The organism is Labrenzia sp. 011, assembly GCF_003075075.1.
Lineage (GTDB): Bacteria > Pseudomonadota > Alphaproteobacteria > Rhizobiales > Stappiaceae > Roseibium.
The window spans coordinates 11,934-35,674 of sequence record NZ_QCYM01000028.1; the positions used below are offsets into that span (position 1 = coordinate 11,934).

A 23,741-nucleotide genomic window follows, 5' to 3' on the forward strand; every position below is an offset into this window, starting at 1 on the left:
ATCGGCCTTCGATTTCATTCGGGCGAGACGCGGCGGGCCCGCGTCCCTTGAGCGAGACGTGCGAAAGATGAACTGTTTCATGACGCAAGGCGGTGCTGACGGCAACGGACGGAATGCCCGGCGCCGCGCCGGCGGACCGTCGCCGCGAAGCCGGACGGTTTCTCTTTAAGTCATCTTGCTCTTGCCGCCGGCCGTGCCGCGTTGTTGAGGACATATCCTCGAACACGGGAGGCAAATGATGGCAATCACTACCAACGAAAAGGCATCTGCAGCAGAGGGCGCTCCGCGCTGCATCGCTCTGGTCGGTCCCTTCGGCAGCGGCAAGACCAGTCTTCTGGAGGCCTTGCTGGCGCGAACGGACAAGGTGGCCCGGCAGGGAACCGTGGCGGACGGCAACACGGTGGGGGACGCCGCGCCGGAAGCGCGGGCGCACGGCATGAGTGTGGAACTCAATATCGCCGACACCATCTATCTCGGCGACCGCTTTATCTTTGTCGACTGCCCGGGGTCGGTGGAGTTCCTGAGCGAGATGGACGGAGCGCTCAACGGCGCGGATCTGGCCGTTGTTGTCGCGGAGGACGACGAGCGCAAGGTTCCTGCCCTGCAGCTCATCCTGAAAGCCCTGGAAGCCCGCGCCATCCCGCGGGTTTTGTTTTTGAACAAGATCGACAGGAGCACCCGGCGCGTGCGCGACGTCCTGAGCGTGCTGCAGCCGGCCTCCGCGGTGCCGCTGGTTCTGAGGCAGATTCCGATCTGGGAAGACGGTCAGGCGACGGGTTTCATCGATCTGGCGCTGGAGCGGGCGCATGTCTATCACGAGAAGGACACGAGTACGGAGATCGACATGTCCGACGCCGATCGGACACGCGAACACGACGCCCGCTTCACCATGCTGGAGCACCTGGCCGACCATGACGACGATCTCATGGAAGCCCTGCTGGAGGACATCGCGCCGGACCGGGACCTGGTCTTCGCCGATCTCGTCGACGAAATGCGGGACGGGTTGATCTGTCCTGTCTTTTTCGGCTCCGCCGAACACGGGAACGGCGTCAGCCGTCTCCTGAAGGCGTTGCGGCATGAGGTGCCGGGTGTCGACCTTCTTGCAAGCCGGGTGCTCGGCAAACGCACGCGCGCTGCGCTGCAGGTGGTGAAGACCCTGCATACCCAGCATGGCGGCAAACTGTCCATCGCCCGTGTTCTCGACGGGCAGGTCTCAGACGGCGATACCCTGTTCCGGAACGGCAAGGGGGAGGTCAAGGTGTCCGGTCTGTTCTCGGTCTTCGGCCAGCAGGCCTCCAGGATCGCGACGGCGGGCAAGGGGGACCTGGTCGCGCTGGGCCGGATGGACGGTGTGGCAACAGGCGATCTTCTGTGTTTCGAGGCGGGTGCGGTTTCGGGTCCCGCCCTGGCCGAGGCACGTCCGCCGGTGCTGGCGACGGCCGTTTCCGCCCTCCAGCGCAAGGATGAAGTCCGCCTTTCGGCGGCCTTGACGAAACTTGCCGAGGAAGACCCTTCCCTGACCATAAGCCAGAACCAGACAACGGCGGAGACCCTGCTGGCGGGCCAGGGAGAAATGCATCTGCGTGTTGCCCAGGAACGGCTTGCCGGCAAATACGGACTGGACATCTCGGCCCATGCGCCGCATGTGCCCTATGCGGAGACCATCCGCTCGGGCACAAAGATACGCCGGCGGCACAAGAAGCAGTCCGGCGGACACGGGCAGTTCGGGGATGTTGCCCTGGAGATCGGGCCGCTGCCGCGTGGCGAGGGGGTGCAATTCACCGACACGATTGCCGGCGGCGTGGTGCCCAAACAGTATATTCCCTCCGTGAAGGACGGTGTGCTGGAGGCGCTCGGCCGGGGACCTCTCGGCTTTCCGGTCGTGGATGTGTCCGTCTGCCTGACGGACGGGTCGTATCATTCCGTCGACAGCTCCGACCAGGCGTTCAGGATGGCGGGCATCCTCGCCATCCGGGACGGGCTTCCGGAGTGCAAGCCGGTGCTTCTGGAACCGGTCCACAAGGTGGTGATCGCCTGTCCGAGTGATGCGACGGCCCGGGTGAACGCCATCGTCTCGGCGCGGCGGGGGCAGTTGCTCGGCTTCGACGCCCGGCCGGGCTGGCCCGGCTGGGACGAGGTTCAGGCCCTGATGCCCGAAGCCGAAATCGGCGACCTGATTGTCGAGCTGCGCTCGGCGACGGCGGGCGTCGCGAGCTATACGGCCGAATTCGATCATCTGTCCGAGCTTTCGGGAAAGGCCGCGGATCTGGCCCTGCAGCGCTCCGGCAAACAGCAGGCCGCGTGAACGGGCCTTCCTGTTTCCGGCAACCTGGGGGAGGGCGGCGGTGCCCTTCCCGTGTTGTCTGCCGGTGTGCCGGAGCCTCTCCAGCAGCGCCCTGGTGAAGCCGGTCACCAGGGCGTTATTTGCCATTGATGGGCGTTTCCGCTTTTCTCAGGCACAAACGGGAGACCTGAGATGAACATTTTGAAAAAACGCAGCTGGGACCTTCCCGAGCGGGAAGCCACGCCTGAGCATATCTTTCTGAACCGCCGCCAGATTCTCGCCGGTCTCGCCGGGGGCGGTGCGCTGCTCGGCAGCGGCCTTGGCCTGCGGCCTGCCTTCGCCGAAGAGGATCCAAGCGCCGGGCTCTATCCGGTCGAGCGGAACGCGGCTTACACGCTGGACCGGGATCTGACCGCCGAGGAAATTGCGGCCAAGTACAACAACTTTTACGAGTTCGGAACCCACAAGCAGACCTGGACAGCGGCGCAGAAGCTGGAGATCCGGCCCTGGACCGTCACGCTGGACGGGATGATCGACAATCCGCAGACCCTCGACATCGATGACCTTCTCGCCAAAATGCCCCTGGAAGAACGGCTCTACAGGCACCGTTGCGTCGAAGCCTGGTCGATGGCGGTTCCCTGGTCCGGCTTTCCGCTGGCGGAGCTGGTCAAGCTGGCCGGTCCCCGGAGCGATGCGAAATATATCCGTTTCGAGACCTTCTTCGATCCCTCCGTCGCCAATGGCCAGAACCAGTCGTGGTATCCTTGGCCCTATGTGGAAGGCCTGACCATTGAAGAGGCTACCAACGAGCTGGCCTTCATGGCGACCGGCATTTACGGCAAGCCTCTTCCCAAGCAGTTCGGGGCTCCGGTGCGGCTGGTGACGCCATGGAAATACGGCTTCAAGTGCATCAAGTCCGTGGTGAAGATCTCCTTCACCGACGAACGTCCCGTGAGTTTCTGGGAAGAGATCCAGCCGCAGGAATACGGTTTCTGGGCCAATGTGAACCCGTCAGTGCCGCATCGGCGCTGGCCGCAGGCGTCAGAGGCCGTGCTGGGCACCGACGAGCGCCGCAACACGCTGCTCTACAACGGCTATGAGGAACAGGTTGCCGGTCTCTACAAGGACATTACGGGCGAGCGTCTGTTCATGTAGGGGCGGATGTCCGCGTCAGTGGTGTGCAAATCATTCGCCTGAACGCGGTCGTTCCTTTTCCGAAAGTCAGGCCTCATGAGTTGCGCTCGAACGCGGGCGAGCCAGGCAGGTCATCCTGTCGAGAACCGGGACGCCGATTGGCGTCCCGGTTCTCTGATCTTCGAGGGGAAATTTGACTTTCATCGGCTGTGCCGACCATCACATGTCATGGCGGATAAACCGAGTACCTTCACGAGTGGAGCAACCAATATCAACCCAATCAGGAGTGACCCCCATGTTCCGCACGACGATTGCCTCGGTTATGCTTTTTGCCGCATTTGCCGCGGCCTCTACGGTCAATGCTGCAACTCATTCGCAGATGCAGGTCAAACCGGCAGCGCAGACAGTTTCCGCCAAAGCGACGGAAGGCGCCAGGATCGTTGTCGCAGGCAGGACACAAAACCGTCGGGTTGAGATTCGCCGGCGTTCCGGCGGCAAATAGTCCGATCAGAATGAATGGTACTTCTCCGGTCTTGCCGGTGCGGGTGACCTGGAAGGACTTGCCGACACTTTCTCCTACGGAGAGAGGTCGGCCGCCTTCGTCCTGTTGAGGCAGGCCAACCTCATCTTTCCGCACATATAACGTCCCGGGCGCGGCTCATGCGCTACTCCCACGGCCTGTCACGCGGACAGACAAGCCTTTGCATCACGGCAAAGGCAAGCCAGATATGGCAGCCCTCCTTGCCGGGCTCAAGTTCCCTGACAAAGCGCACGCCAACGCCGGATAGTTCCGCAAGCTTCTCCTGCGTGGGTTGCTGGCGCTTTCGCTCAGTCCGGATAAGTTGGCCCAATTCAATCCGGTTTTGAGCATGGTCCAATAGGGATTGCACGAAAAACAACCGAACGGGATGATTTGGTTCCTGGATGCCCGCGTCGCTGACATGAAGGCAAAAAAAAGCCGGGTCTGAAAAGACCCGGCAGTCTGAATTGATTCACTGTAAACAGTGGAATCACCTTCCAGAGGGGAACAGCTGGTCTGGACCTCACAGGGAGGAGGACGTGACGTCCGTCTGACCAACAGTGATGCTTATATGCAGTGCACAAGCTGCATAAACAAGAGGCAGGGTGCGCAGGTCTGCTATGCATTTTTCACATATCTGGTGGGGCTTCCTTGCCTGTTGTGAAAGCCAAGTCCTGTCAGTCAGTTATGGCGCATCTTGCTCCGGCGAGGCGATGCGACTGTCTGGTGAATAAACGAAAAAGTAATAATTCCAGATAGTTAACGTAGCTGCATTTTCAGTGTGCATGCCGGTTTTTGCCTAAATGTCAGGCGGCAGGGGCGGTCTCCCGGCTCGTGAAAAACGACGCAATTCCTTGTTCGAGCCACCGGAATATCACGGAAAATGATGGTGGGCGGCTGCGGAAAGCTGTGCGGCTTCACATTTAGAAGGGCGCAGACAGGAAGATTCAACGCGTTAAGATCGCCCGACCTGCTTTTAAGTGATTCCTTCCGGGGAAGCGGGGCAATCCGATCCCCGACTCATCCATCAATTTTGGAGAAAACCATGCGCGTCGCCGAACTTGTCCTAGAAGCCCTTCATCAACATGGTGTCCGTCAGGTTTTCGGCATCCCCGGAGACGCGATCAATGACTTTACCTATGCGCTCCGGAATCGCTCCGACATGGAGTTCGTTCTCGTGCGTCACGAAGAGGCCGGTGCATTTGCGGCTTCCGCCCAGGCCAAACTGACCGGAGAGCTTGCCTGCTGCATGGGAACGGCCGGCGGCGGGGCCATCCATCTGCTGAACGGTCTTTACGATGCCAGGATGGACAAGGCGCCTGTCATTGCCATCACCGGCCAGGTGGCAACCGATTTCATCGGGACGGGCTACCATCAGGAAGTCGATACCGAACGCCTGTTCTCCGATGTCGCCGTCTATTCCAAGACCGTGATGGATCCGGGGCAGCTTCCCGGTATCCTGCTGGAAGCCATCAAGGCGGCGCTGTCCGAGAGGGGACCGGCGCATATTTCCGTGCCGACCAACATTGCCGGCCTCAAGGTGCCCTTCATCCCCGGCAATCTGCAGCTGGCCAAGGCGCAATCGCGGATCACGCCGGCAGATGCGGCCTTGCGGCAAGCGGCGGATCTGATCAACAGCTCGGCGAAACCCGTGATTCTCGCCGGCATCGGCGGTGCGGAGGCGAAGGCGGATATTCTGGAACTGGCGCGCAGACTGAAGGCTCCGATCGTGCGTACGCTTCGCGCCAAGGACTGGATCGACGAGGATTACCCGGAGTGTGTCGGGGGACTGGGGCTTCTCGGCGGCCGCGCCGGCTCCAAGGCGATGGACGGATGCGACTGCCTGATCATGCTCGGCACGGACTATCCCTATGTCGATTTCTATCCGAAGACGGCCAAGACGATCCAGGTTGACCGGGATATCCGGCAACTTGGCAAACGCACCACGATCGATGTGCCGCTTCACGGCGACGTCGGATCGACCCTGTCGGCGCTGGTTCCGCTGGTTGCGGAAAAATCCTCCGCAGAGTTCCAGCAGGGCATCAGGACGATTCACGAGAAGGAGCGCAAAGGCTGGGTGAAGGAGGAAACCTCCCAGGACACGCCACTGAAGCCGCAGACGGTGCTGGCTTCGGTCGGCCGGCTGGCGCCGGACAATGCCATTTTCCTGTGCGACACGGGGACGGTGACCGCGTGGTCCGCCCGTCACCTGACGATACGCGACGACCAGCGGTTCGTTCTGTCAGCCTGTCTGGGAACAATGGCCTTTGCCATGTCCGGGGCGCTCGGCGCGCAGCTCAGCTTTCCCGACCGGCCGGTGGTTGCCCTGGCCGGAGACGGCGGGTTTGCCATGCTGATGGCCGATTTCGTCACGGCGGTGCGTTACGAACTGCCGATCACTGTGGTGGTTCTGGAAAACCGGAAGCTCGGTTTCATCGCGCTGGAACAGGAAGGCAAGGGATTGCCGGAACATTCGATCGATCTGGTGAACCCGGATTTCGCTGCCTTCGCCAGGGCCTGCGGCGGCGTGGGGCTGCGCGCCGACAGCCATGAGGGGCTTCAGGCCGCGCTGGCGGAGGCTTTCAGCAACAATCTGCCCACGGTCATCAATGTGGCGGTCGACCCCGGTGCGCTGATCGTCCCGCCAGAAATCACCGTGGATCAGGCCTATCACTTCGGCCTTGCCAAGGTGAGAGAAAGCGTTTTGCCGATCGAAAATGCGCTCAAGGAGCGCATCGGCAAAAAGGACGGGAAGGGCTGAGCGGATCGGCCTGCATTCCTGAGGGCGCGAATTGAGGCTGCCTCGGACCTGCCCGGTATTCGGGCAGGTTCCGGAAGACCGGGATGACGGCTGCGACCGTATTCGGGGCAGCCTGTCCCGGACATGGTGTCAGTAGACCCATTTTTCCGCACTGGTCAGCAGAAACTCGCGGAATGCGGTCACTCTTGCCGTGTTCTTCAGTTCCGAGGGATAGACGAAATAGGTGTCGAAAATGGGCACCTTGTCTTCCTGCTCGGTCAGCAGCGGAACCAGCAGGGAGTTCTGGTCGATGATGTAGTCCGGCAGGATGGCGATGCCGACACCGGACTGAACCGCGCGCTTGATGGCGACCAGATTATTGGCCTTGAGCACCGACCGGCGCGGATTGGTTGCCACACGACCGGCGGTCTCCAGCCAGTTCATGGACTTGAGATAGGCGGGAGCCTGTTCCCCGAATGTGATGATGCGATGATTGTCCAGATCGTCGATGGAGCCTGGGGCGCCGAAGCGCTGTAGATATTCCGGTGCGGCATAGACATGGAAATGCACCGTGAACAGCTTGCGCTGGATCAGGTCGGGCTGGGTCGGCTGCCGCAGCCGGATGGCCACGTCGGCCTCACGCATGCCCAGGTCCAGCTCATCGTCGTCGAAGATCAGGTGCAGATCCACATCCGGATACAGGTCGATGAAATTCTTGATGCGGGAGGTGAGCCACGTCGAGCCGAGGCCGACCGTGGTCGTCACCCGCAGGGCGCCGGAGGGTTTCTCCTTGCTGTCGGTGAGGCTTGACTGTACCGCCTCCAGCTTCATCATGACATCGCTGGCGGTCCGGTAGAGCAGTTCACCCTGTTCGGTCAGCAGCAGACCGCGCGCATGGCGGTGGAAGAGGGATACTCCCAGATCCTGTTCCAGGGCGCTGACCTGCCGGCTGACAGCCGACTGGCTCATGTTAAGGGCATCACCGGCATGGGTGAAGCTGCCCGCCTGAGCGGCCGCATGAAAGATACGTAACTTGTCCCAGTCCATGCGTGCCCCTTCCGGAGGACAGTCAGGAGGCTTATTCCGCCGCCTGCCGTGTGGATGCCGCTTCATGTTCGGCCAGAAACTTCTCCGCTTCAAGTGCCGCCATGCAGCCCATGCCTGCAGCCGTCACCGCCTGGCGGTAGATATCGTCGGTAACATCGCCGGCGGCAAAGACGCCGGGAATGGACGTTCTCGTCGAATCCGGCTCGGTTTGCAAATATCCGTTCGGCTTCAGGGTCAGTTGATCCTTGAAGAGTTCCACGGATGGAGCATGGCCGATGGCGATGAAGACACCGTCTGTGGAAATCTCCCGGAACGCGCCTGTCGTGGCATGCTTGAGGCGCACACCGGTCACCGCTTTGGGATCGCCGCCCCCGAGAATCTCGTCGATCTGATGATCCCAGATCACTTCGATCCTGGGATTCTGGAACAGCCGGTCCTGCAGAATTTTCTCGGCTCTCAGGCTGTCGCGGCGATGCACGAGCGTCACCTTGCTTGCAAGGTTCGCCAGGTAAAGCGCTTCCTCGACGGCGGTGTTGCCGCCACCGACCACCACAACTTCCTTGTTGCGGTAGAAAAAGCCGTCGCAGGTCGCGCAGGCGGAAACGCCGGCGCCCATGTAGGCCTCCTCGGACGGCAGCCCGAGCCAGCGGGCCTGGGCCCCGGTGGCAATCACCAGCGTGTCCGCGGTGAAGACGGTGCCGCTATCGGCTTCCAGGCGGAAGGGACGCTGGCTGAGATCCGCGTTGACGATGGTGTCCTGAACGATCCGGGTGCCGACGTTTTCCGCCTGCTTCTGCATCTGCTCCATGAGCCAGGGCCCCATGATGGGGTCGGCGAAGCCCGGGTAGTTCTCGACGTCGGTGGTAATGGTCAACTGGCCGCCGGGCTGGATACCGGCAACGAGTGTCGGTTCGATCATGGCGCGGGCCGCGTAGATCGCGGCCGTGTAGCCGGCCGGACCGGAGCCGATGATCAGAAGTTTGCTGTGTTCCGTGCTCATGAAGGACATCTTCTCCTATGCGTCTGTTCCGGGGCCGGTGTTGCCTGCCACACCCTGCCTAGGCCTTCTTGTCCTGCAACCGCAATGCGGCAAAATCGGCAAGAATGCGTTTCGCGATCACGGGTGTTGCGTCAATCGGCTCGTAGGTAGTGGTTTTCAGCGGACCTGGAAAGGGGTGAGTGACGCCGAGACGCTGCAAATTGTCCAAAAAACGGGTAATCTTGCGGTGACCGCCGCCGGGATGAAACACGTGAACCGGTTTTCCGGTGCCGGCGGCCTCGCCGATCATGTTGGTGGAGTCCGCCGTCGCGACGATGGCATCGGCTTTGGCCAGGTAAAGGCCGAGTGGATTGGGACTCTCGCCAGTCCAGTAAAGGTGCCCTCCGGATTTCGCCAGGCTGGCCAGACCGTAGGCAAGGCCGGGAGGGGTGCGGCGGGACGCGGTGATCATGAAAGAAGCCCCGTCGTCCCGTGCGACCCGGCGCAGTCCGTTCAGCAACCGGTTCTGGTCGTCCTCGGTAAAGGTGTGATGACGGCTATCTCCGCCGACGAGCACCGCGATGCGCGGGTGGGAGAGGGCGTCGATTTCAGGGACCTTCCGCGCGCGCAGGGAGGCCAGTACAGCGGCCGGGAAGCGGTGCGGCGATGTGGGGGTCACCAGAACGTTGCGGCCGCGCAGTCTGTCGTGTTCGGGAACCCAGATCAGATCGGCGGCATTTGGGCCCGTGCGCGGGTCTTTGAGAAACACCGTGAAGGTTTGTCCGCGGGAGCGCCGTTTGATGCGGCGCAGATAGGCGGCAGCGCGTCGGCCGGAGGCGATCGCGATATCGGGATAGGGGGGCGCCAGGGGACTGTCGGGCCGACCCTCCCATTCCCTCGGGTCTGTCGGGCCGAAAGGAAGCCACCAGGAGAAGGGCGCGCGCGGGGCGACCTGCCGCGCTTCATAAGGACAGTTAAGCGCTTCCGCGACGCCGGTGCACTGGGCCAGGTCGCCGGCTTTGCCATCGGTCAGGATCCACACAGAGGAAGGGGACGTCTCCAGCGGTCTCGTCATTTTTGGCGAGGTTCCCCTACCTAATCTTTCGAGATCGTGCGTGATTTTGTTATAGTCTTGCACAAACGCGCAAAAAATCATAATCCGGCACCGGCGAGATACGTTACAGCGGGATTCTCTTATCCCGCAAGACGCCAGGGCCGGTTCGGTGTCGACTACCCACATCTAGTTCGGCCTGCATGTCCAGGCCACGTTCGAAGGAGACAGGTTTGAAAGCGCGGCTTGATGCCATTGACTGGCAGATCCTGAAGGAACTGCAAGAAGACGGCCGGATGACCAATGTTGAACTGGCAAGGCGCGTCGGCATTTCCGCTCCGCCCTGCCTGCGCCGGGTCAGGGCGCTGGAGGAAGCCGGACTCATCCTCGGATACCGGACGCTGCTGGATGAAAAACAGCTCGGCTATGATGTCACGGCCTTTGCCATGGTCGGCCTGCACAGCCAGACCGAGGCAGACCTGATCGCCTTCGAGGAAACGGTGCAGAAATGGCCGCTGGTGCGGGAAAGCTACATGCTGTCCGGCGAGGTGGACTTTCTTCTCAAGTGCGTTGCTCCGGACCTGCAGACGTTCCAGAATTTCGTCATCCGCGACCTGACGGCCGCGCAGAATGTGGATAGCGTGCGTACGGCGCTGACGATCCGCCGGACCAAATACGAACCGGTCGTGCCGATCGACTGATCTGCTGATTTCCGTGACGCATCCGGGGCCGTGCGGCTTCCGGTCCGCCCGTCGCGGCCGGTACGCGTCCGTTCCCCGGACCGGTCCGGAATGCGGCCCAGGGCCTGGATTTAGCTTGCCGGCGTTCCGGACATATGTCCCAAATGGCTGAATTTCCGGTGCAGCCTGCGGATCAGGTTGATGTCCCGAAGGGCCGCCGCCACCAGCGTGAAGGCGATGCTCAACAGCAGGCAGGTGGTCAGGATGGCGATCGGCAGAACCTGATCATATTGCAAGGTGTCCAGGGCCTGGTCGACCGGCTCGACGTCGGAATAGAGGCGGGTGTGAAACATGTCCCGATAGAGGGGGATGTGAAATGTCCCGTATTTCAGGTAACGCAGCCCGAACACGACCACGAAAACGGCAGCGGTGAAGGCTGTCAGAAACCCGAAAATGCGCAGCGCGAATCCGATGGAACGCTCATGCCGGCGGGCCACCAGCCGCTTGAACAGCTGCTTTTCGGCCGCACTCAGCCGGGAATAGGCAAACCAGCGGTAGATCCACAAGGGAACCGCCGCGACCAGCAACCAGAACGCTATTGCATTGAAAACCATAGACTACCCTCCGACACATGCCGGTGCTACCGTAACCGGCGACCGGCAGGCGTCAATTGGGAAGCATGCGTATATGATTGAGGGGCCGCATCCTGATATCGTGGAGGCTGATCGGAGGGCCGATCTGGGTTTAAGGTCAGCCGTATTTCACCTCGACGATCTCGTAGGAATGAGACCCGCCGGGTGCCGACACTTCAACGCTGTCGCCGATGGTCTTGCCGATCAGGGCACGGGCGATTGGCGATGAGATCGAAACCTTGTTCTGCTTCACGTCGGATTCGACATCTCCGACGATCATGTAGTGCTTCTTTTCTTCCGTATCTTCGTCGATCAGGAAAACTGTCGCACCGAACTTGACGATGTCTCCGGACAGTTTCGTCACGTCAATGACTTCTGCGCGGGACAATTTGTCCTCCAGCTCGGCAATGCGGCCCTCATTGTGACTCTGGGCTTCTTTTGCGGCATGGTATTCGGCATTTTCCGACAGGTCGCCATGCGCACGTGCCTCAGAAATGGCATCAACGATGCGCGGACGCTCTTCCGTTGTACGTTGCCTCAGTTCATCCTGAAGCATTTTGTACCCGGCGGAGGTCATCGGAACTTTTTCCATGGGTCTCAGACCTTCAGCTTATTGGGTCCCCCTTCCTGAGGACCACGCTTCTAAAACAAACCAAGCCGGGAAAGGCGCGCTTTCCCGGCCGGTCGCGGGCATATTAGACTTAGCCGAAGTAGGATTGTAAAGGTCTTACTTCAAGGCTCCCCGCTTTGTGGGCGGCGATGCCTTTGGCTGCGGCGACAGATCCGGCGAGGGTGGTGTAATAAGGCACCTTGTTCAGGAGAGCTGCCCGGCGCATCGACCGGCTGTCGGAGATGGCCTGAGCGCCTTCCGTCGTGTTGAAGACGAGCTGGACTTCACCGTTCTTGATAGCATCGACGATATGCGGACGGCCTTCAAGCACCTTGTTGATTTTCTTCGCGGAAATTCCGTTGCTTTCAAGAAATTCCTGCGTGCCTCCGGTGGCGATGATGGTGAAGCCGATGGCCTCCAGGCTGCGTACCGCCTCGAGGACCCCCGCCTTGTCCTCATCGCGCATGGAGACGAATACCGTGCCGTGATCCGGCACGCCGGTTCCGCATCCGAGCTGGGATTTGGCGAATGCCTTGCCGAAAGCGGTGTCCAGACCCATGACTTCTCCGGTGGACCGCATTTCCGGGCCGAGGATCGTGTCGACGCCGGGGAAGCGGGCAAAGGGGAACACGGCTTCCTTCACTGCGATATGGTCCAGTTTCTTCTCCTTCAGTCCGAAGGATGCAAGGCTTTCGCCGGCCATGATCCGGCTGGCGATCTTCGCAACCGGCACACCGATGGTCTTGGCGACGAAGGGCACCGTGCGGGAGGCGCGCGGGTTGACTTCCAGAACGTAGATTTCGCCGTCCCTGATCGCATATTGCACGTTCATCAGGCCGCCGACCTCCAGCGCCAGCGCCAGGGCGCGGGTCTGGCGCTTGAGCTCTTCGATCATGTCCTCCTTGAGGGAGAACGCCGGCAGGGAACAGGCGCTGTCACCGGAGTGAATGCCGGCTTCCTCGATATGTTCCATGATGCCGCAGACGAATACGTCCTTGCCGTCGCACAGGGCATCGACGTCCACCTCGATGGCGCCGTCCAGATAGCGGTCGAAGAGCAGGGGGTTGGTGCCGAGAACCGTGTTGATCTGGCCTGTCTTGTCATTCGGATACTTGGCGCGGACCTCTCCGGGAACCAGCTCGGGCAGGGTGCCGAGCAGGTAGGAGTTGAGGGCTTCCTCGTCGCGAATGATCTGCATCGCGCGCCCGCCCAGAACGTAGGAGGGGCGGACCACCAGCGGCAGGCCGAGCCGTCCGGCGATCAGCCGGCCCTGTTCGACCGAATAGGCGATGCCGTTTTCAGGTTGCTTCAGGTCCAGCTTGACCAGGAGCTTCTGGAACCGGTCCCTGTCCTCGGCAAGATCGATCATGTCCGGAGAGGTACCGAGAATGGGCACATCGGCCCGGACAAGCGCCTGGGCCAGTTTCAGAGGGGTCTGGCCGCCGAACTGGACGATCACGCCGTGAAGGGTGCCATTTTCCTGTTCCTTGCGGATGATCTCAAGGACATCTTCCTCGGTCAGCGGTTCGAAGTAGAGCCGGTCCGACGTATCGTAGTCCGTGGAAACGGTCTCCGGGTTGCAGTTGACCATGATGGTCTCGTAGCCGGCGTCTTCCAGAGCGAAGGCGGCGTGGCAGCAGCAATAGTCGAATTCGATGCCCTGGCCGATCCGGTTCGGACCGCCGCCCAGAATGACGACCTTCTTCTTCCCGCTCGGGTTGGACTCACAGGCCGGCTTGCCCATGAAGGGAGCTTCATAGGTGGAGTACATGTAGGCGGTCGGGGAAGCGAATTCCGCGGCACAGGTGTCGATGCGCTTGTAGACCGGATGGACGTCCAGCTCATTGCGCAGACTGACCACGTCATGGGCGTCCAGTTCCGCAAGGCTTGCCAGGCGGGCGTCGGAAAAACCCATTGCCTTCAGCTTGCGCAGATTTACGGCATCCTTCGGCAGGCCGATATTGCGGACCTTGCTCTCCATGGCCAGAAGGTCGGCGATCTGTTCCAGGAACCAGGTGTTGATGCCACTGGCCTGATGAATTTCCTCGATGCTCATCCCAAGCCGCATGGCCTGTGCGACATTGAGCAGACGGCTGGGTGTCGGTGTCGCGACCGCGGCGCGCAGGGCATTCTTGTCGTCGCCCTGGTCAAGACCGGGGATTTCGGTCTCGTCGAGACCGTTGAGACCGGTTTCCAGTCCGCGCAGTGCTTTCTGCAAGCTTTCGTTGAAGGTACGGCCGATGGCCATGACTTCGCCGACGGACTTCATGGCCGTGGTCAGGGTCGGTTGGGAACCGGGAAATTTCTCGAAGGCGAACCGCGGGATCTTGGTGACCACATAGTCGATGGTCGGTTCGAAGGATGCCGGTGTCGCCCCTCCGGTGATGTCGTTTTCCAGCTCATCCAGCGTGTAGCCCACGGCAAGCTTGGCCGCGATCTTGGCAATGGGGAAGCCGGTGGCCTTGGAGGCCAGGGCCGAGGAACGCGACACGCGCGGGTTCATCTCGATGACCACGAGACGTCCCGTATCCGGATCGACCGCGAACTGGACGTTGGAGCCGCCCGTTTCGACACCGATTTCGCGCAGCACCGCAATCGATGCGTCGCGCATGATCTGGTATTCCTTGTCCGTCAGGGTCAGTGCCGGAGCGACGGTGATCGAATCGCCCGTGTGCACACCCATCGGATCGACGTTTTCAATCGAGCAGATGATGATGCAGTTGTCCGCCTTGTCGCGGACGACTTCCATCTCGAATTCCTTCCAGCCCAGAAGGCTTTCGTCGATCAGGACCTGTCCGACCGGGGAGGCATCGATGCCGGAGCGGACGATGGTCTCGTATTCTTCCCGGTTGTAGGCGACGCCACCGCCGGTGCCGCCAAGGGTGAAGGCGGGCCGGATAATGGCCGGCAGGCCGATCTCGTCGAGCGCGCGCATGGCTTCCAGGTAGCCGGCGTTGCGGTCATAGCCGGTGATCTTGCCATTCTCGTCGCGGATGGCCGGGGAGGAGGCGATGGCGGCGCGCGGGTTCTCCAGGCCGATCACGTCCATGGCGGCGCGGAACTTTTCCCGGTCTTCCGCCTTTTCGATGACATCCGCCCGGGCACCGATCATCTCGACACCGAATTTCTCCAGTACGCCCATTTCCTCGAGATCGAGCGCACAGTTGAGGGCGGTCTGGCCGCCCATGGTCGGCAGAAGGGCGTCGGGACGCTCCTTCTCGATGATCTTTGCCACCAGTTCCGGCGTGATGGGCTCGATGTAGGTCGCATCGGCGAGGTCCGGATCGGTCATGATCGTTGCCGGATTCGAGTTCACCAGAATGATGCGGTAACCTTCTTCGCGCAGAGCCTTGCAGGCCTGAGTGCCCGAATAATCGAATTCACAGGCCTGGCCGATGACAATCGGTCCGGCACCAATGATCAGGATGGAAGAGATATCTGTGCGTTTGGGCATCTCGGCTCGCGGCTCGCAGCGGCCAATCCGGATTAGCGGGGCCGCTATTCGGTCTGGCTCGGGTCTGAAGTGAATGACAATGTTGGCTGAGCGCGTCTTATAGGGAAAAGCGGAGCGCTAGGAAACCCCGACCGGCCATCAAGGCGCTGTTTTCCGGTCCGGAGAGAAAAGATCAGTCCGTTTCGGACGCTTCCGTTGTCAGGGGAACGGCGGATTGACCGTCAAAATCGTCAATTCCCTCGGAAAGGGCGTAGCAGGCCAGACGGATGGATTTCGGAATTTCCACGGGACGACCGTCACGATTGCCTTTCTCGTAATACTGGATCATGCGTTTTTTCAAGCCGAGCCGGTCGGCGGCGTCCTTCTGCTTCAGGCCCAGCGTCCGTCGCCAGAGGCGGAATTGTTGCGGGGTCATGCCGCGTACAGGGTTTTTTGATTTCGATTCGGCCATATTTCGTAATAACCTGGGTCCTTGCGGTCACGATCGGCGGTTTGCTCGCCAGCAAACCTGACAGAAATAACCTGCAGGTTCGCTTGTCAATCGTGAAGTGCACAATGTGCTCTTTTTTGTCGGCCATTCCTTACGAACCATGCTGGTTTCTCGCCCTGACCGCATTGTGCACCGCGTCTGCAGGGCCTCGATAAACGGAAACAGGGACCCGGTTCGGCGCGATATTCGCCTGATCGAAACCCGTCGCCCGGGAATTTCGGGGGATGAAACGCAGGTTCACGACTTTTCGGTGACAGTCGTTAACACACGTATTGCGAGTATTCTTCGAACTGCTCTCTTCTATCAGGTGATGGCCGGAAAAAGTAGTTCAACTGCTAGTCGCTTACATACGCGCCCTGGCTTTATGGGATACTGTAATAATTATCAGTGTCGCGACGTCGGAAATTAAGTATTTTCCTCAGGTAGTGTGGCGTGAGGTCAAGAAAACCTGAAACAGGCAGCCATATTTGTGGCAAGTATATTTGCTTGGTTCAGATTATCGATAATTAATATTATTTACTATGTCGTGTGGTTTTGAAACTCAATAGTTATTTATAGTTGTATGAACTAGCTGGAGGTGGCGGTGTTTTAGTGCCGATTAACCTGATGCTGCTGCGGAAAATGTCCAATAAATCCAATTTTTACGTAGATTTTAACTGTTGATCCGGTGTATTAGACTAATGCTTAGCCTCCGTTGAGTTTGAAGTATGGGGGCATGTGAGCCAGTAAGCTATGCGCTTATAACTGCGGGGGCTGTTATTGCGGTGCTAGTGGGACCTGAGGACCGGGTGGTGGGACCCGGAAGCCGGGGGTGTTGCAAGACCCAGCCAGACTTGAAACAAAAAAAGACAAGATCGGGCTTAAAAATGAACAATGTAGCTACCAAGATGGTTGCTGTTCCGGACATAGCTGGACCGGGACAGGATGTCGTGTTGGATGATCGCGCTCTCGCGATATCGGAAATGTCGGAACGTTTCGAAGTGACGCTCCGGACTTTACGTTTCTACGAGGAAAAAGGTCTCCTCAATCCCGTGCGTAAAGGTGCCCGCCGGTTTTACGGCGCACGGGACGTTTCGAGGATGCGGATCATTCTCCAGGCCAAGAAGATCGGCCTGACGCTTGCCGAGATCCGCAGAGTGATCAAGCTGGTTGAAAGCAACGCCAAACGCCAGGACCAGTACAAGGAAATTCAGGAAATCTGCAGGAACCAGCACGAAATTCTGATCGAACAGAAGCAGATGCTTGACGAGCAGGTTGCCGAGGTGACTGAAATCCTGGCCGTATTTGACCAGCTGGTCGGATAATCCGGCCAGAATTCGAACGCATGGGACCCCAGGCTGCATCGGCATTCTGGGGTTTTCCGGAATCGGACGGGCCGAGGGCCGTGGCCGGTCCCCCGGTCAGACTTCCTTCATGTTGGTCGACACGAAATCGGACTGACCGGTATTCCCTCTGCCGGACCAGACGGCCGGTGCTCGCCCGGCACCGCCAGGAGCTCAGGCGGCCCTGGCGGATTCCATAAGGTCGGTGAAGCGCTTGAACAGATAGTGGCTGTCCCGCGGGCCCGGTGAGGCCTCCGGGTGGTACTGCACGGAAAAGACGGGCTTGTCCTTCATGGCAAGACCGCAGTTGGACCCGTCGAACAGCGACACATGAGTCTGGGTAACATTTTCCGGCAGGCTTTCGGCGTCGACGGCAAATCCGTGATTCATCGAAGTGATCTCGACCTTGCCGGTGGTGTGGTCGAAGACGGGATGATTGGCACCGTGATGACCCTGGTGCATTTTCAGGGTCTTGCCGCCCAGCGCCAGGGCGAGCATCTGGTGGCCCAGACAGATGCCGAAGGTCGGCACACCCTTTTCGACGACTTCCCGGATCATCGGGACGGAATAGGTCCCCGTGGCGGCCGGATCGCCGGGGCCGTTGGACAGGAACACACCGTCCGGTTCGTGCGCGAGAACTTCCTGTGCCGTCGCCGTGGCCGGAAGAACGGTCACTTCGCAGCCGGCATCGGTCAGAAGCCGCAGGATATTGCGCTTGATGCCGTAATCGATCGCAACGACCTTGAACCGCCCGCCTGTCGATTCCCCGTAGCCCTCTCCCCATTTCCAGGGGGTCTGGGACCAGGGATGCGACTGGGTCGTGGAAACGTCCCTGGCCAAGTCCATGCCGACCAGACCGGGCCAGCCGGCGGCGGCAACCTTCAGGCTCTCCAGGTCGAATTTTCCGTCCGGAGAATGGGCGATGACGCCGTTGGGAACGCCCTTTTCGCGGATCAGCGCGGTCAATGCCCGGGTATCGATGCCGCTGATGCCGATCAGATTGCGGCTTTTCAGCCAGGCATCGAGATGTTTCGTCGCCCTGTAGCTGGCCGGATCGGTGATGGAGGCTGCCAGGACCAGGCCGCGGATGCCGCTTTCGGAGGCCATGTTGACCGTCTCGATGTCCTCGTCATTGGCGCCGACATTGCCGATATGGGGAAAAGTGAAGGTGATGATCTGACCGGAGTAGGACGGATCCGTGAGGATTTCCTCATATCCGGTCATGGCCGTATTAAAGCAAATCTCACCAACGGCTTGTCCGGTGGCTCCCAGGCCTTGTCCCTCGATCACGCTGCCGTCGGAGAGCACAAGCAGGGCGGTCGCCGGGGTCTCGGACCATGCGTCTGCAATCGTCATGTCTTGTTTCCAGAGTCTGTTGGTGACATCATGCGCTGCAGGAAAGGCGTCTGGGACAGTCCGAAAGTGGCTGCAACTGGCCGCCTGCATCAAGCGCGGGACTCTATGGGAAGCGGCTGGGATCGTCAACATTGATCCGGTGAAAAAAGATCTTTAAAATTCAATAGCTTGACTGAGCATTCACACAGGGCGTGCGAGCGCCTGAAGCTTCAGTGCGGCAGGATAGGGTAAACCATGCGCGATGCCATGCGCGACAGAATCAATGCTGCCTTGAAGGCGGCGCAGGACGAAGGGGACAAGCGCCGATGTGCGACCTTGCGCCTTGTCCAGACTGCGGTGAAAGACCGTGAAGCCGCTGCCCGGGAAAACGGGAAAGATGGCGTAAATGACAGTGAAGTTATTGAGATACTTCATAAAATGGTCCAGCAGCGGGAAGCGTCTGCCGCGGAGTTCGAAAGCAGCGGGCAGCTTGATCTGGCGGAGCAGGAACGCATCGAGCAGGACATTATCCGGGAGTTCCTGCCGGCACAGATCAGCGAAGAGGAAATGCGCACCCTGTGCGAGGAGACCGTCAAGGATATCGAGGCCCACGGTCTGCGTGATATCGGCCGCTGCATGAGCGAGCTGAAAACCCGCTACCCCGGCAAGATGGATTTCGTCCAGGCGTCCTGCCTGATGAAGGACATGCTGCGCATCGACGGCAACGGGCAGTCCGGCAAGGGGCCGGAAGACGCGGGCAAGGACTAGGCCCGGGGCCATTTGCTGCCCGCAGCGCTGAAGCGTCTTTCAACAGGTCATCCAGAGAATGCGCGCGGATCGCGTGAAGGGCTGGCATCGCCGGTCCTGACCTTCTATTTTACCCCGTCTGTCCTGCGGTGCCTGTGGCGCCGTCAGGGGCCGCCCGTATCCAGCGAATTATGGACAATCCGCGTTCCATGCGTTTCGAACCGCGTCTTCTCGATGAAATCCGCGCCCGGCTGACCCTGTCGGAGGTCGTCGGCCGACGTGTGAGCTGGGACCGGCGCAAGACGCAGCCGGGCAAGGGCGACTACTGGGCGTGCTGTCCCTTCCATCAGGAAAAAAGCCCGAGTTTTCATGTGGACGACCGGCGCAACCGCTACAAGTGCTTCGGTTGCGGGGCTTCCGGCGATCATTTTACCTTTCTGTGTGAAACCGAGGGTCTGAGTTTTCCGGAAGCGGTCGAAAGGCTGGCGGAGCAGGCGGGCGTCAGCTTGCCTGCGGTGGACCCGCAAGCGGCCCGCCGGGAGAAGAAACGGGCCGGGCTCGCGGAAATCTGCGAGATGGCCGCCCGCTTCTTCCAGTCCGAATTCGCCGGCCCGCGGGGAGAGGTCGCGCGCACCTATGTGCACAAGCGCGGGCTGACCTCCGAAACGCTCGCCGAATTCCGGTTCGGCTTTGCTCCGGAAAGCAGGAATGCCCTGAAAAGCTATCTTGCCGCCCGTGACGTGCCGGAAGCGGACATGATCGAGGCCGGACTGCTTATCCGGCCCGAGGCCGGACGGCCCGCCTATGACCGCTTCAGAGGGCGGCTGATGATCCCCATCCAGGACGATCGGGGACGGGTGGTCGCCTTCGGGGGACGTACACTTTCTCCGGAAGGCCAGCCGAAGTACCTGAACTCGCCGGAGACGCCGCTGTTTCACAAGGGTGTCATGCTATTCAACGCCCACAGGGCGCGGGAACCGGCCTTCAAGTCCGGGGAGGCTGTTGTCGTTGAAGGATATCTCGATGCCATTGCCCTGTGGCAGGCGGGTATCCGGCATGTGGTCGCGTCGCTGGGAACGGCATTTACGGAAGACCAGATCCTGCGGCTGTGGAAATTCGCACCCGAACCGGTGATCTGCTTTGACGGGGACGCGGCGGGTGTGGCGGCGGCGCACCGGTCCATCGACCGGATTTTTCCGGTTCTCAAAAGCGGCTTTTCCTTTCAGTTCTGCTTCCTGCCGGACGGAATGGATCCGGACGATCTGATCAAGCAGCGCGGACTGGCCGGCTTTCATGCGGAGGTGGACAGGGCGCAGTCGCTGTTCAACGTCGTGTGGGACCGAGAACTTTCGGTCTCCCGCCTGGACACGCCGGAGCGCAAGGCGGCGCTCGAGAAGCGTTTCGACGATCTGATCGGCTCCATTCGCGATGAACGGGTGCGGCGGCGCTACCAGCTCGACCTGCGGTTCAAGCTGTCCAACCTGTTTTTCGAGCAGGCGCGGCAGACGCGGCCGGGCGGGAAGGGCGGCAAAAACGGCAAGAACGATACGAAGGGCGCGGACAGCCTCTGGAGTCCGGGTCTGGCGCGCGAGCGGGTCGCGACAAGTGACGATTTCGGCACCGAGCGCGTGATACTCGGTCTGGGCTTGCGCTACCCGCATCTGCTCGACCGCAACTTCGAGCGCTTTTCCCGGCTGCCTTTCGTCAATGAGTTGCACACGCAGTTGCGGGACGTCCTGTGCCGGATCGTCGACGATCTGGAAACGCGGCCCGTTGCGGATCTGATGAATGGCGTGGCGGAACCGCTCAAGGACATCATGTCCGAGATGATGCTGGAAACGATCGGGTTCCAGGAGCAGAGGCAGGCGGAGTTTTCCGCTCTGAACCACCGTTTCCCGCTGTTGAAAACAAATCCGCCGGAGGATTTCGTCGAGGCGGCCTTCGTGCATTTTCTGGATGTTCTGGAACTCAACGCACTGGAAGCGGAACTTGCCTCAGAACTGGCCGGAGCGGACGAGCATCTGGACGAACAGGTCTGGGCACGGATTCAGGCGCTCACCCAGGATCTCAGCCGGCGGCGGGAGGAATGCAGCCGTGACGAGGCCGACCTGGCGGAGCGGGCGCGAAAAATCAGATCCGCGCCACCTGTGGTCGTCACCGCCGCTGCCAACTAGCAAATTCCGATCGGAAAGACGGGCGGTTCGTGCACGGGGGAATTGCGGCGAGAAAGCGTCTGAAGATGGAGGGCTTGCCCGAAATTTCGTTTTTTTGCGTGCCGGAAGGGCGAAAATGCGCTTTTTCCAATTGACCGATGACGAATCACACTTGCGAATCGCGGGCGTCGAGCTAAATAGAAGTTTTGCAGCTCGCGTGCGCCGCAGCCTTCAAGCCTGCTTGCGGTCGAAAGTCTGAACAAGGAAGCTGCAAACCCGTTTGAATACCGCGTCGGTATCCGCGATACGGATGCGAATTTGAAAAAGGCCGTGTGCTTCATCGATGATGAATTCTCGCAATGTCGATAAGGGTACGGTTAATAGGGACTTAAGGGACACGGCTTACAAACCTACTCAAGGGTGATTCTTTCAGACGCCGCCGCAGGTGATGCTGGCGCGCTGGGGCGAATTTGGTTTGAAGCTTAACAAAGGGCGCTGCGTGGCCCTTCCGGCCACGAACAGGAGCACGAAATGGTAGCCAAAGCGACGCAAGCAGACGAGACACAGGAAACGAGCGCGGAAGGTCCGGACGGTCCGCTGCTGGACCTGTCGGATGCGGCCGTCAAAAAGATGATCAAGGCCGCCAAGAAGCGCGGCTATGTCACTTATGATGAGCTGAACGAAGTTCTGCCCTCCGAGCAGGTATCGTCCGAAAAAATCGAAGACACGATGTCCATGCTCTCCGATATGGGCATCAATGTGATCGATTCCGACGAAGCCGAGGACGGTCCGGAAGAGGTGGATGCCGGCGAACTGGTGACCGCAGCCCCGAGCGCGGTGGCCAAGACCACCACGGCGAAGGAACCGGCCGACCGGACGGACGATCCGGTCCGCATGTATCTGCGCGAAATGGGATCGGTCGAACTGCTGTCCCGCGAGGGCGAGATTGCGATCGCCAAGCGCATCGAGGCCGGCCGCGAAGCGATGATCGCGGGGCTTTGCGAGAGCCCGCTGACCTTCCAGGCGATCATCATCTGGCGCGACGAACTCAATGAAGCCAAGGTGCTGCTGCGCGACATCATCGACCTTGAAGCGACCTATGCGGGTCCGGACGCCAAGGCGGGACCGGCCGTGGCCAATGACGATGTCGCACCGGGCGAGGGCGCTGCCGAGACCCCGGCAGCCGGGACGTCCGAAGCGACCGAGAATTCCGAGGAAGGCGAGAACGAAGAGGACGACGACGACGAGTTCGAATCCAACGTTTCCCTTTCCGCGATGGAAGCCGAGCTCAAGCCGGGTGTCCTGGAAACCTTCGACAATATCGCCGACAACTACAAGAAGCTGCGCCGCCTGCAGGACCAGCTGGTGGAAAACAAGCTGGCGAACAAAACCCTGTCTCCCAGCCAGGAGCGCCGCTACAAGAAGCTCAAGGAAGACATCATTGTCGATGTGAAGAGCCTGTCGCTGAACCAGAATCGTATCGATGCCCTGGTCGCCCAGCTCTATGACATCAACAAGCGCCTGATGGGCTACGAAGGCCGGCTGCTGCGTCTGGCCGACAGCTACAATGTGGACCGGACCGACTTCCTGAAACAGTATCAGGGCGCCGAGCTCGATCCGAACTGGCTGCGCAAGGTGGCCAATCTGTCCACGCGCGGCTGGAAGAATTTCATCGCCAAGGAAAAGGAAACCGTGCGTGAGCTGCGTCAGGAGATCCAGACGCTGGCGACCGAAACGGGCCTCGAGATCACCGAATTTCGCCGCATCGTCGCGATGGTGCAGAAGGGCGAGCGCGAGGCGCGCATCGCCAAGAAGGAAATGGTCGAGGCGAACCTGCGCCTGGTGATTTCCATCGCCAAGAAATACACCAACCGCGGCCTGCAGTTCCTGGATCTGATCCAGGAGGGCAACATCGGTCTGATGAAGGCGGTGGACAAATTCGAATACCGCCGCGGCTACAAGTTCTCCACCTATGCGACGTGGTGGATCCGTCAGGCGATCACCCGGTCGATCGCCGACCAGGCCCGGACGATCCGTATTCCGGTGCACATGATCGAGACGATCAACAAGATCGTCAGAACGTCCCGCCAGATGCTGCACGAGATCGGCCGCGAGCCGACCCCGGAAGAGCTGTCCGAAAAGCTGCAGATGCCGCTTGAAAAGGTCCGCAAGGTCCTGAAGATCGCCAAGGAGCCGATCTCCCTCGAGACGCCGATCGGCGACGAGGAAGATTCCCATCTCGGCGATTTCATCGAGGACAAGAACGCGGTCCTGCCGATCGACGCGGCCATCCAGTCGAACCTGCGCGAAACCACCACCCGCGTGCTGGCCTCGCTCACGCCGCGCGAGGAACGTGTGTTGCGCATGCGCTTCGGTATCGGCATGAACACCGACCACACGCTGGAAGAAGTCGGCCAGCAGTTCTCGGTAACCCGCGAACGTATCCGCCAGATCGAGGCGAAGGCGCTCAGGAAGCTGAAACACCCGAGCCGGAGCCGGAAACTGCGCTCGTTCCTCGACAGCTGAGTGGCCGCCTGAAGGGACAAGATCTTAAAAAGACCCG

The 23,741-nt window shown here is 60.5% G+C and carries 17 protein-coding genes; 9 read left to right on the forward strand and 8 right to left on the reverse strand.

The genetic code is table 11. The features are described from left to right. Positions 1-238: 238 nt before the first annotated feature. The 4 genes from DCO57_RS20480 to DCO57_RS20500 all read left to right on the forward strand — a co-directional run bounded on the left by DCO57_RS20480 (position 239) and on the right by DCO57_RS20500 (position 6,699). On the forward strand, positions 239-2,305 hold the full coding sequence (locus tag DCO57_RS20480; RefSeq protein ID WP_116700809.1) for an elongation factor G: 2,067 nt from the start codon (positions 239-241) through the stop codon (positions 2,303-2,305). A 171-nt stretch (positions 2,306-2,476) separates the two neighbouring features. Beyond that, on the forward strand, positions 2,477-3,439 hold the full coding sequence (gene msrP / locus DCO57_RS20485) for a protein-methionine-sulfoxide reductase catalytic subunit MsrP (RefSeq protein WP_116700785.1): 963 nt from the start codon (positions 2,477-2,479) through the stop codon (positions 3,437-3,439). Positions 3,440-3,713: 274 nt separating this feature from the next. Next, positions 3,714-3,920: a hypothetical protein gene (locus tag DCO57_RS20490; RefSeq protein WP_116700786.1), complete on the forward strand. Its 207-nt coding sequence runs from the start codon at positions 3,714-3,716 to the stop codon at positions 3,918-3,920. 1,063 nt (positions 3,921-4,983) lie between these two features. Then, positions 4,984-6,699, forward strand: a complete 1,716-nt coding sequence (locus DCO57_RS20500; RefSeq protein ID WP_116700787.1) for a thiamine pyrophosphate-dependent enzyme — start codon at positions 4,984-4,986, stop codon at positions 6,697-6,699. Positions 6,700-6,828: 129 nt separating this feature from the next. Here the strand turns inward: DCO57_RS20500 and DCO57_RS20505 are convergent, their stop codons facing one another. From DCO57_RS20505 to DCO57_RS20515, 3 genes are read right to left on the reverse strand one after another with little or no spacing between them, the layout of a single operon-like run. Then, a complete protein-coding gene (locus DCO57_RS20505) occupies positions 6,829-7,725 on the reverse strand; it encodes a LysR family transcriptional regulator (RefSeq protein WP_116700788.1) in 897 nt (298 codons plus the stop codon). 31 nt (positions 7,726-7,756) lie between these two features. Continuing rightward, positions 7,757-8,725, reverse strand: a complete 969-nt coding sequence (trxB, locus tag DCO57_RS20510) for a thioredoxin-disulfide reductase (protein WP_116700811.1) — start codon at positions 8,723-8,725, stop codon at positions 7,757-7,759. A 58-nt stretch (positions 8,726-8,783) separates the two neighbouring features. Further along, positions 8,784-9,779 carry a mitochondrial fission ELM1 family protein gene (locus tag DCO57_RS20515; protein WP_116700789.1) on the reverse strand — a complete coding sequence of 332 codons (996 nt, stop codon included), beginning with the start codon at positions 9,777-9,779 and terminating at the stop codon, positions 8,784-8,786. Between the two features lie 209 nt (positions 9,780-9,988). Between DCO57_RS20515 and DCO57_RS20520 the strand changes: the two genes are divergently transcribed. Next, positions 9,989-10,456 carry an Lrp/AsnC family transcriptional regulator gene (locus DCO57_RS20520; RefSeq protein WP_116700790.1) on the forward strand — a complete coding sequence of 156 codons (468 nt, stop codon included), beginning with the start codon at positions 9,989-9,991 and terminating at the stop codon, positions 10,454-10,456. 110 nt (positions 10,457-10,566) lie between these two features. Here the strand turns inward: DCO57_RS20520 and DCO57_RS20525 are convergent, their stop codons facing one another. From DCO57_RS20525 to DCO57_RS20540, 4 genes are all read right to left on the reverse strand, one after another. Beyond that, positions 10,567-11,049 (reverse strand): hypothetical protein, encoded by a 483-nt coding sequence (locus tag DCO57_RS20525; protein ID WP_116700791.1) that lies wholly within the window; start codon positions 11,047-11,049, stop codon positions 10,567-10,569. 136 nt (positions 11,050-11,185) lie between these two features. Continuing rightward, positions 11,186-11,659, reverse strand: a complete 474-nt coding sequence (gene greA / locus DCO57_RS20530; protein WP_116700792.1) for a transcription elongation factor GreA — start codon at positions 11,657-11,659, stop codon at positions 11,186-11,188. Between the two features lie 109 nt (positions 11,660-11,768). Then, the gene (gene carB, locus DCO57_RS20535; RefSeq protein ID WP_116700793.1) at positions 11,769-15,131 is read right to left on the reverse strand and encodes a carbamoyl-phosphate synthase large subunit; all 3,363 of its coding nucleotides are present in this window, start codon (positions 15,129-15,131) and stop codon (positions 11,769-11,771) included. A 172-nt stretch (positions 15,132-15,303) separates the two neighbouring features. Then, positions 15,304-15,546: a helix-turn-helix transcriptional regulator gene (locus DCO57_RS20540; protein ID WP_116700794.1), complete on the reverse strand. Its 243-nt coding sequence runs from the start codon at positions 15,544-15,546 to the stop codon at positions 15,304-15,306. 908 nt (positions 15,547-16,454) lie between these two features. Between DCO57_RS20540 and DCO57_RS20545 the strand changes: the two genes are divergently transcribed. Continuing rightward, positions 16,455-16,925, forward strand: coding sequence for a MerR family transcriptional regulator (locus DCO57_RS20545; protein ID WP_208978067.1), 471 nt, complete (start codon positions 16,455-16,457; stop codon positions 16,923-16,925). Between the two features lie 192 nt (positions 16,926-17,117). On the opposite strand, the gene carA is transcribed toward DCO57_RS20545, so the two are convergent. After that, entirely contained in the window at positions 17,118-18,299 is a 1,182-nt protein-coding gene (carA, locus tag DCO57_RS20550) for a glutamine-hydrolyzing carbamoyl-phosphate synthase small subunit (protein WP_116700796.1), read from the reverse strand. Between the two features lie 246 nt (positions 18,300-18,545). Here carA and DCO57_RS20555 point away from each other — a divergent pair, with 246 nt between their 5' ends. From DCO57_RS20555 to rpoD, 3 genes are all read left to right on the forward strand, one after another. Further along, positions 18,546-19,046, forward strand: a complete 501-nt coding sequence (locus tag DCO57_RS20555) for a GatB/YqeY domain-containing protein (RefSeq protein WP_165814797.1) — start codon at positions 18,546-18,548, stop codon at positions 19,044-19,046. A gap of 188 nt (positions 19,047-19,234) precedes the next feature. After that, entirely contained in the window at positions 19,235-21,199 is a 1,965-nt protein-coding gene (gene dnaG / locus DCO57_RS20560) for a DNA primase (protein WP_116700812.1), read from the forward strand. Between the two features lie 510 nt (positions 21,200-21,709). Next, positions 21,710-23,704 carry an RNA polymerase sigma factor RpoD gene (gene rpoD, locus DCO57_RS20565; RefSeq protein WP_116700798.1) on the forward strand — a complete coding sequence of 665 codons (1,995 nt, stop codon included), beginning with the start codon at positions 21,710-21,712 and terminating at the stop codon, positions 23,702-23,704. The last annotated feature ends 37 nt before the right edge of the window (positions 23,705-23,741 follow it).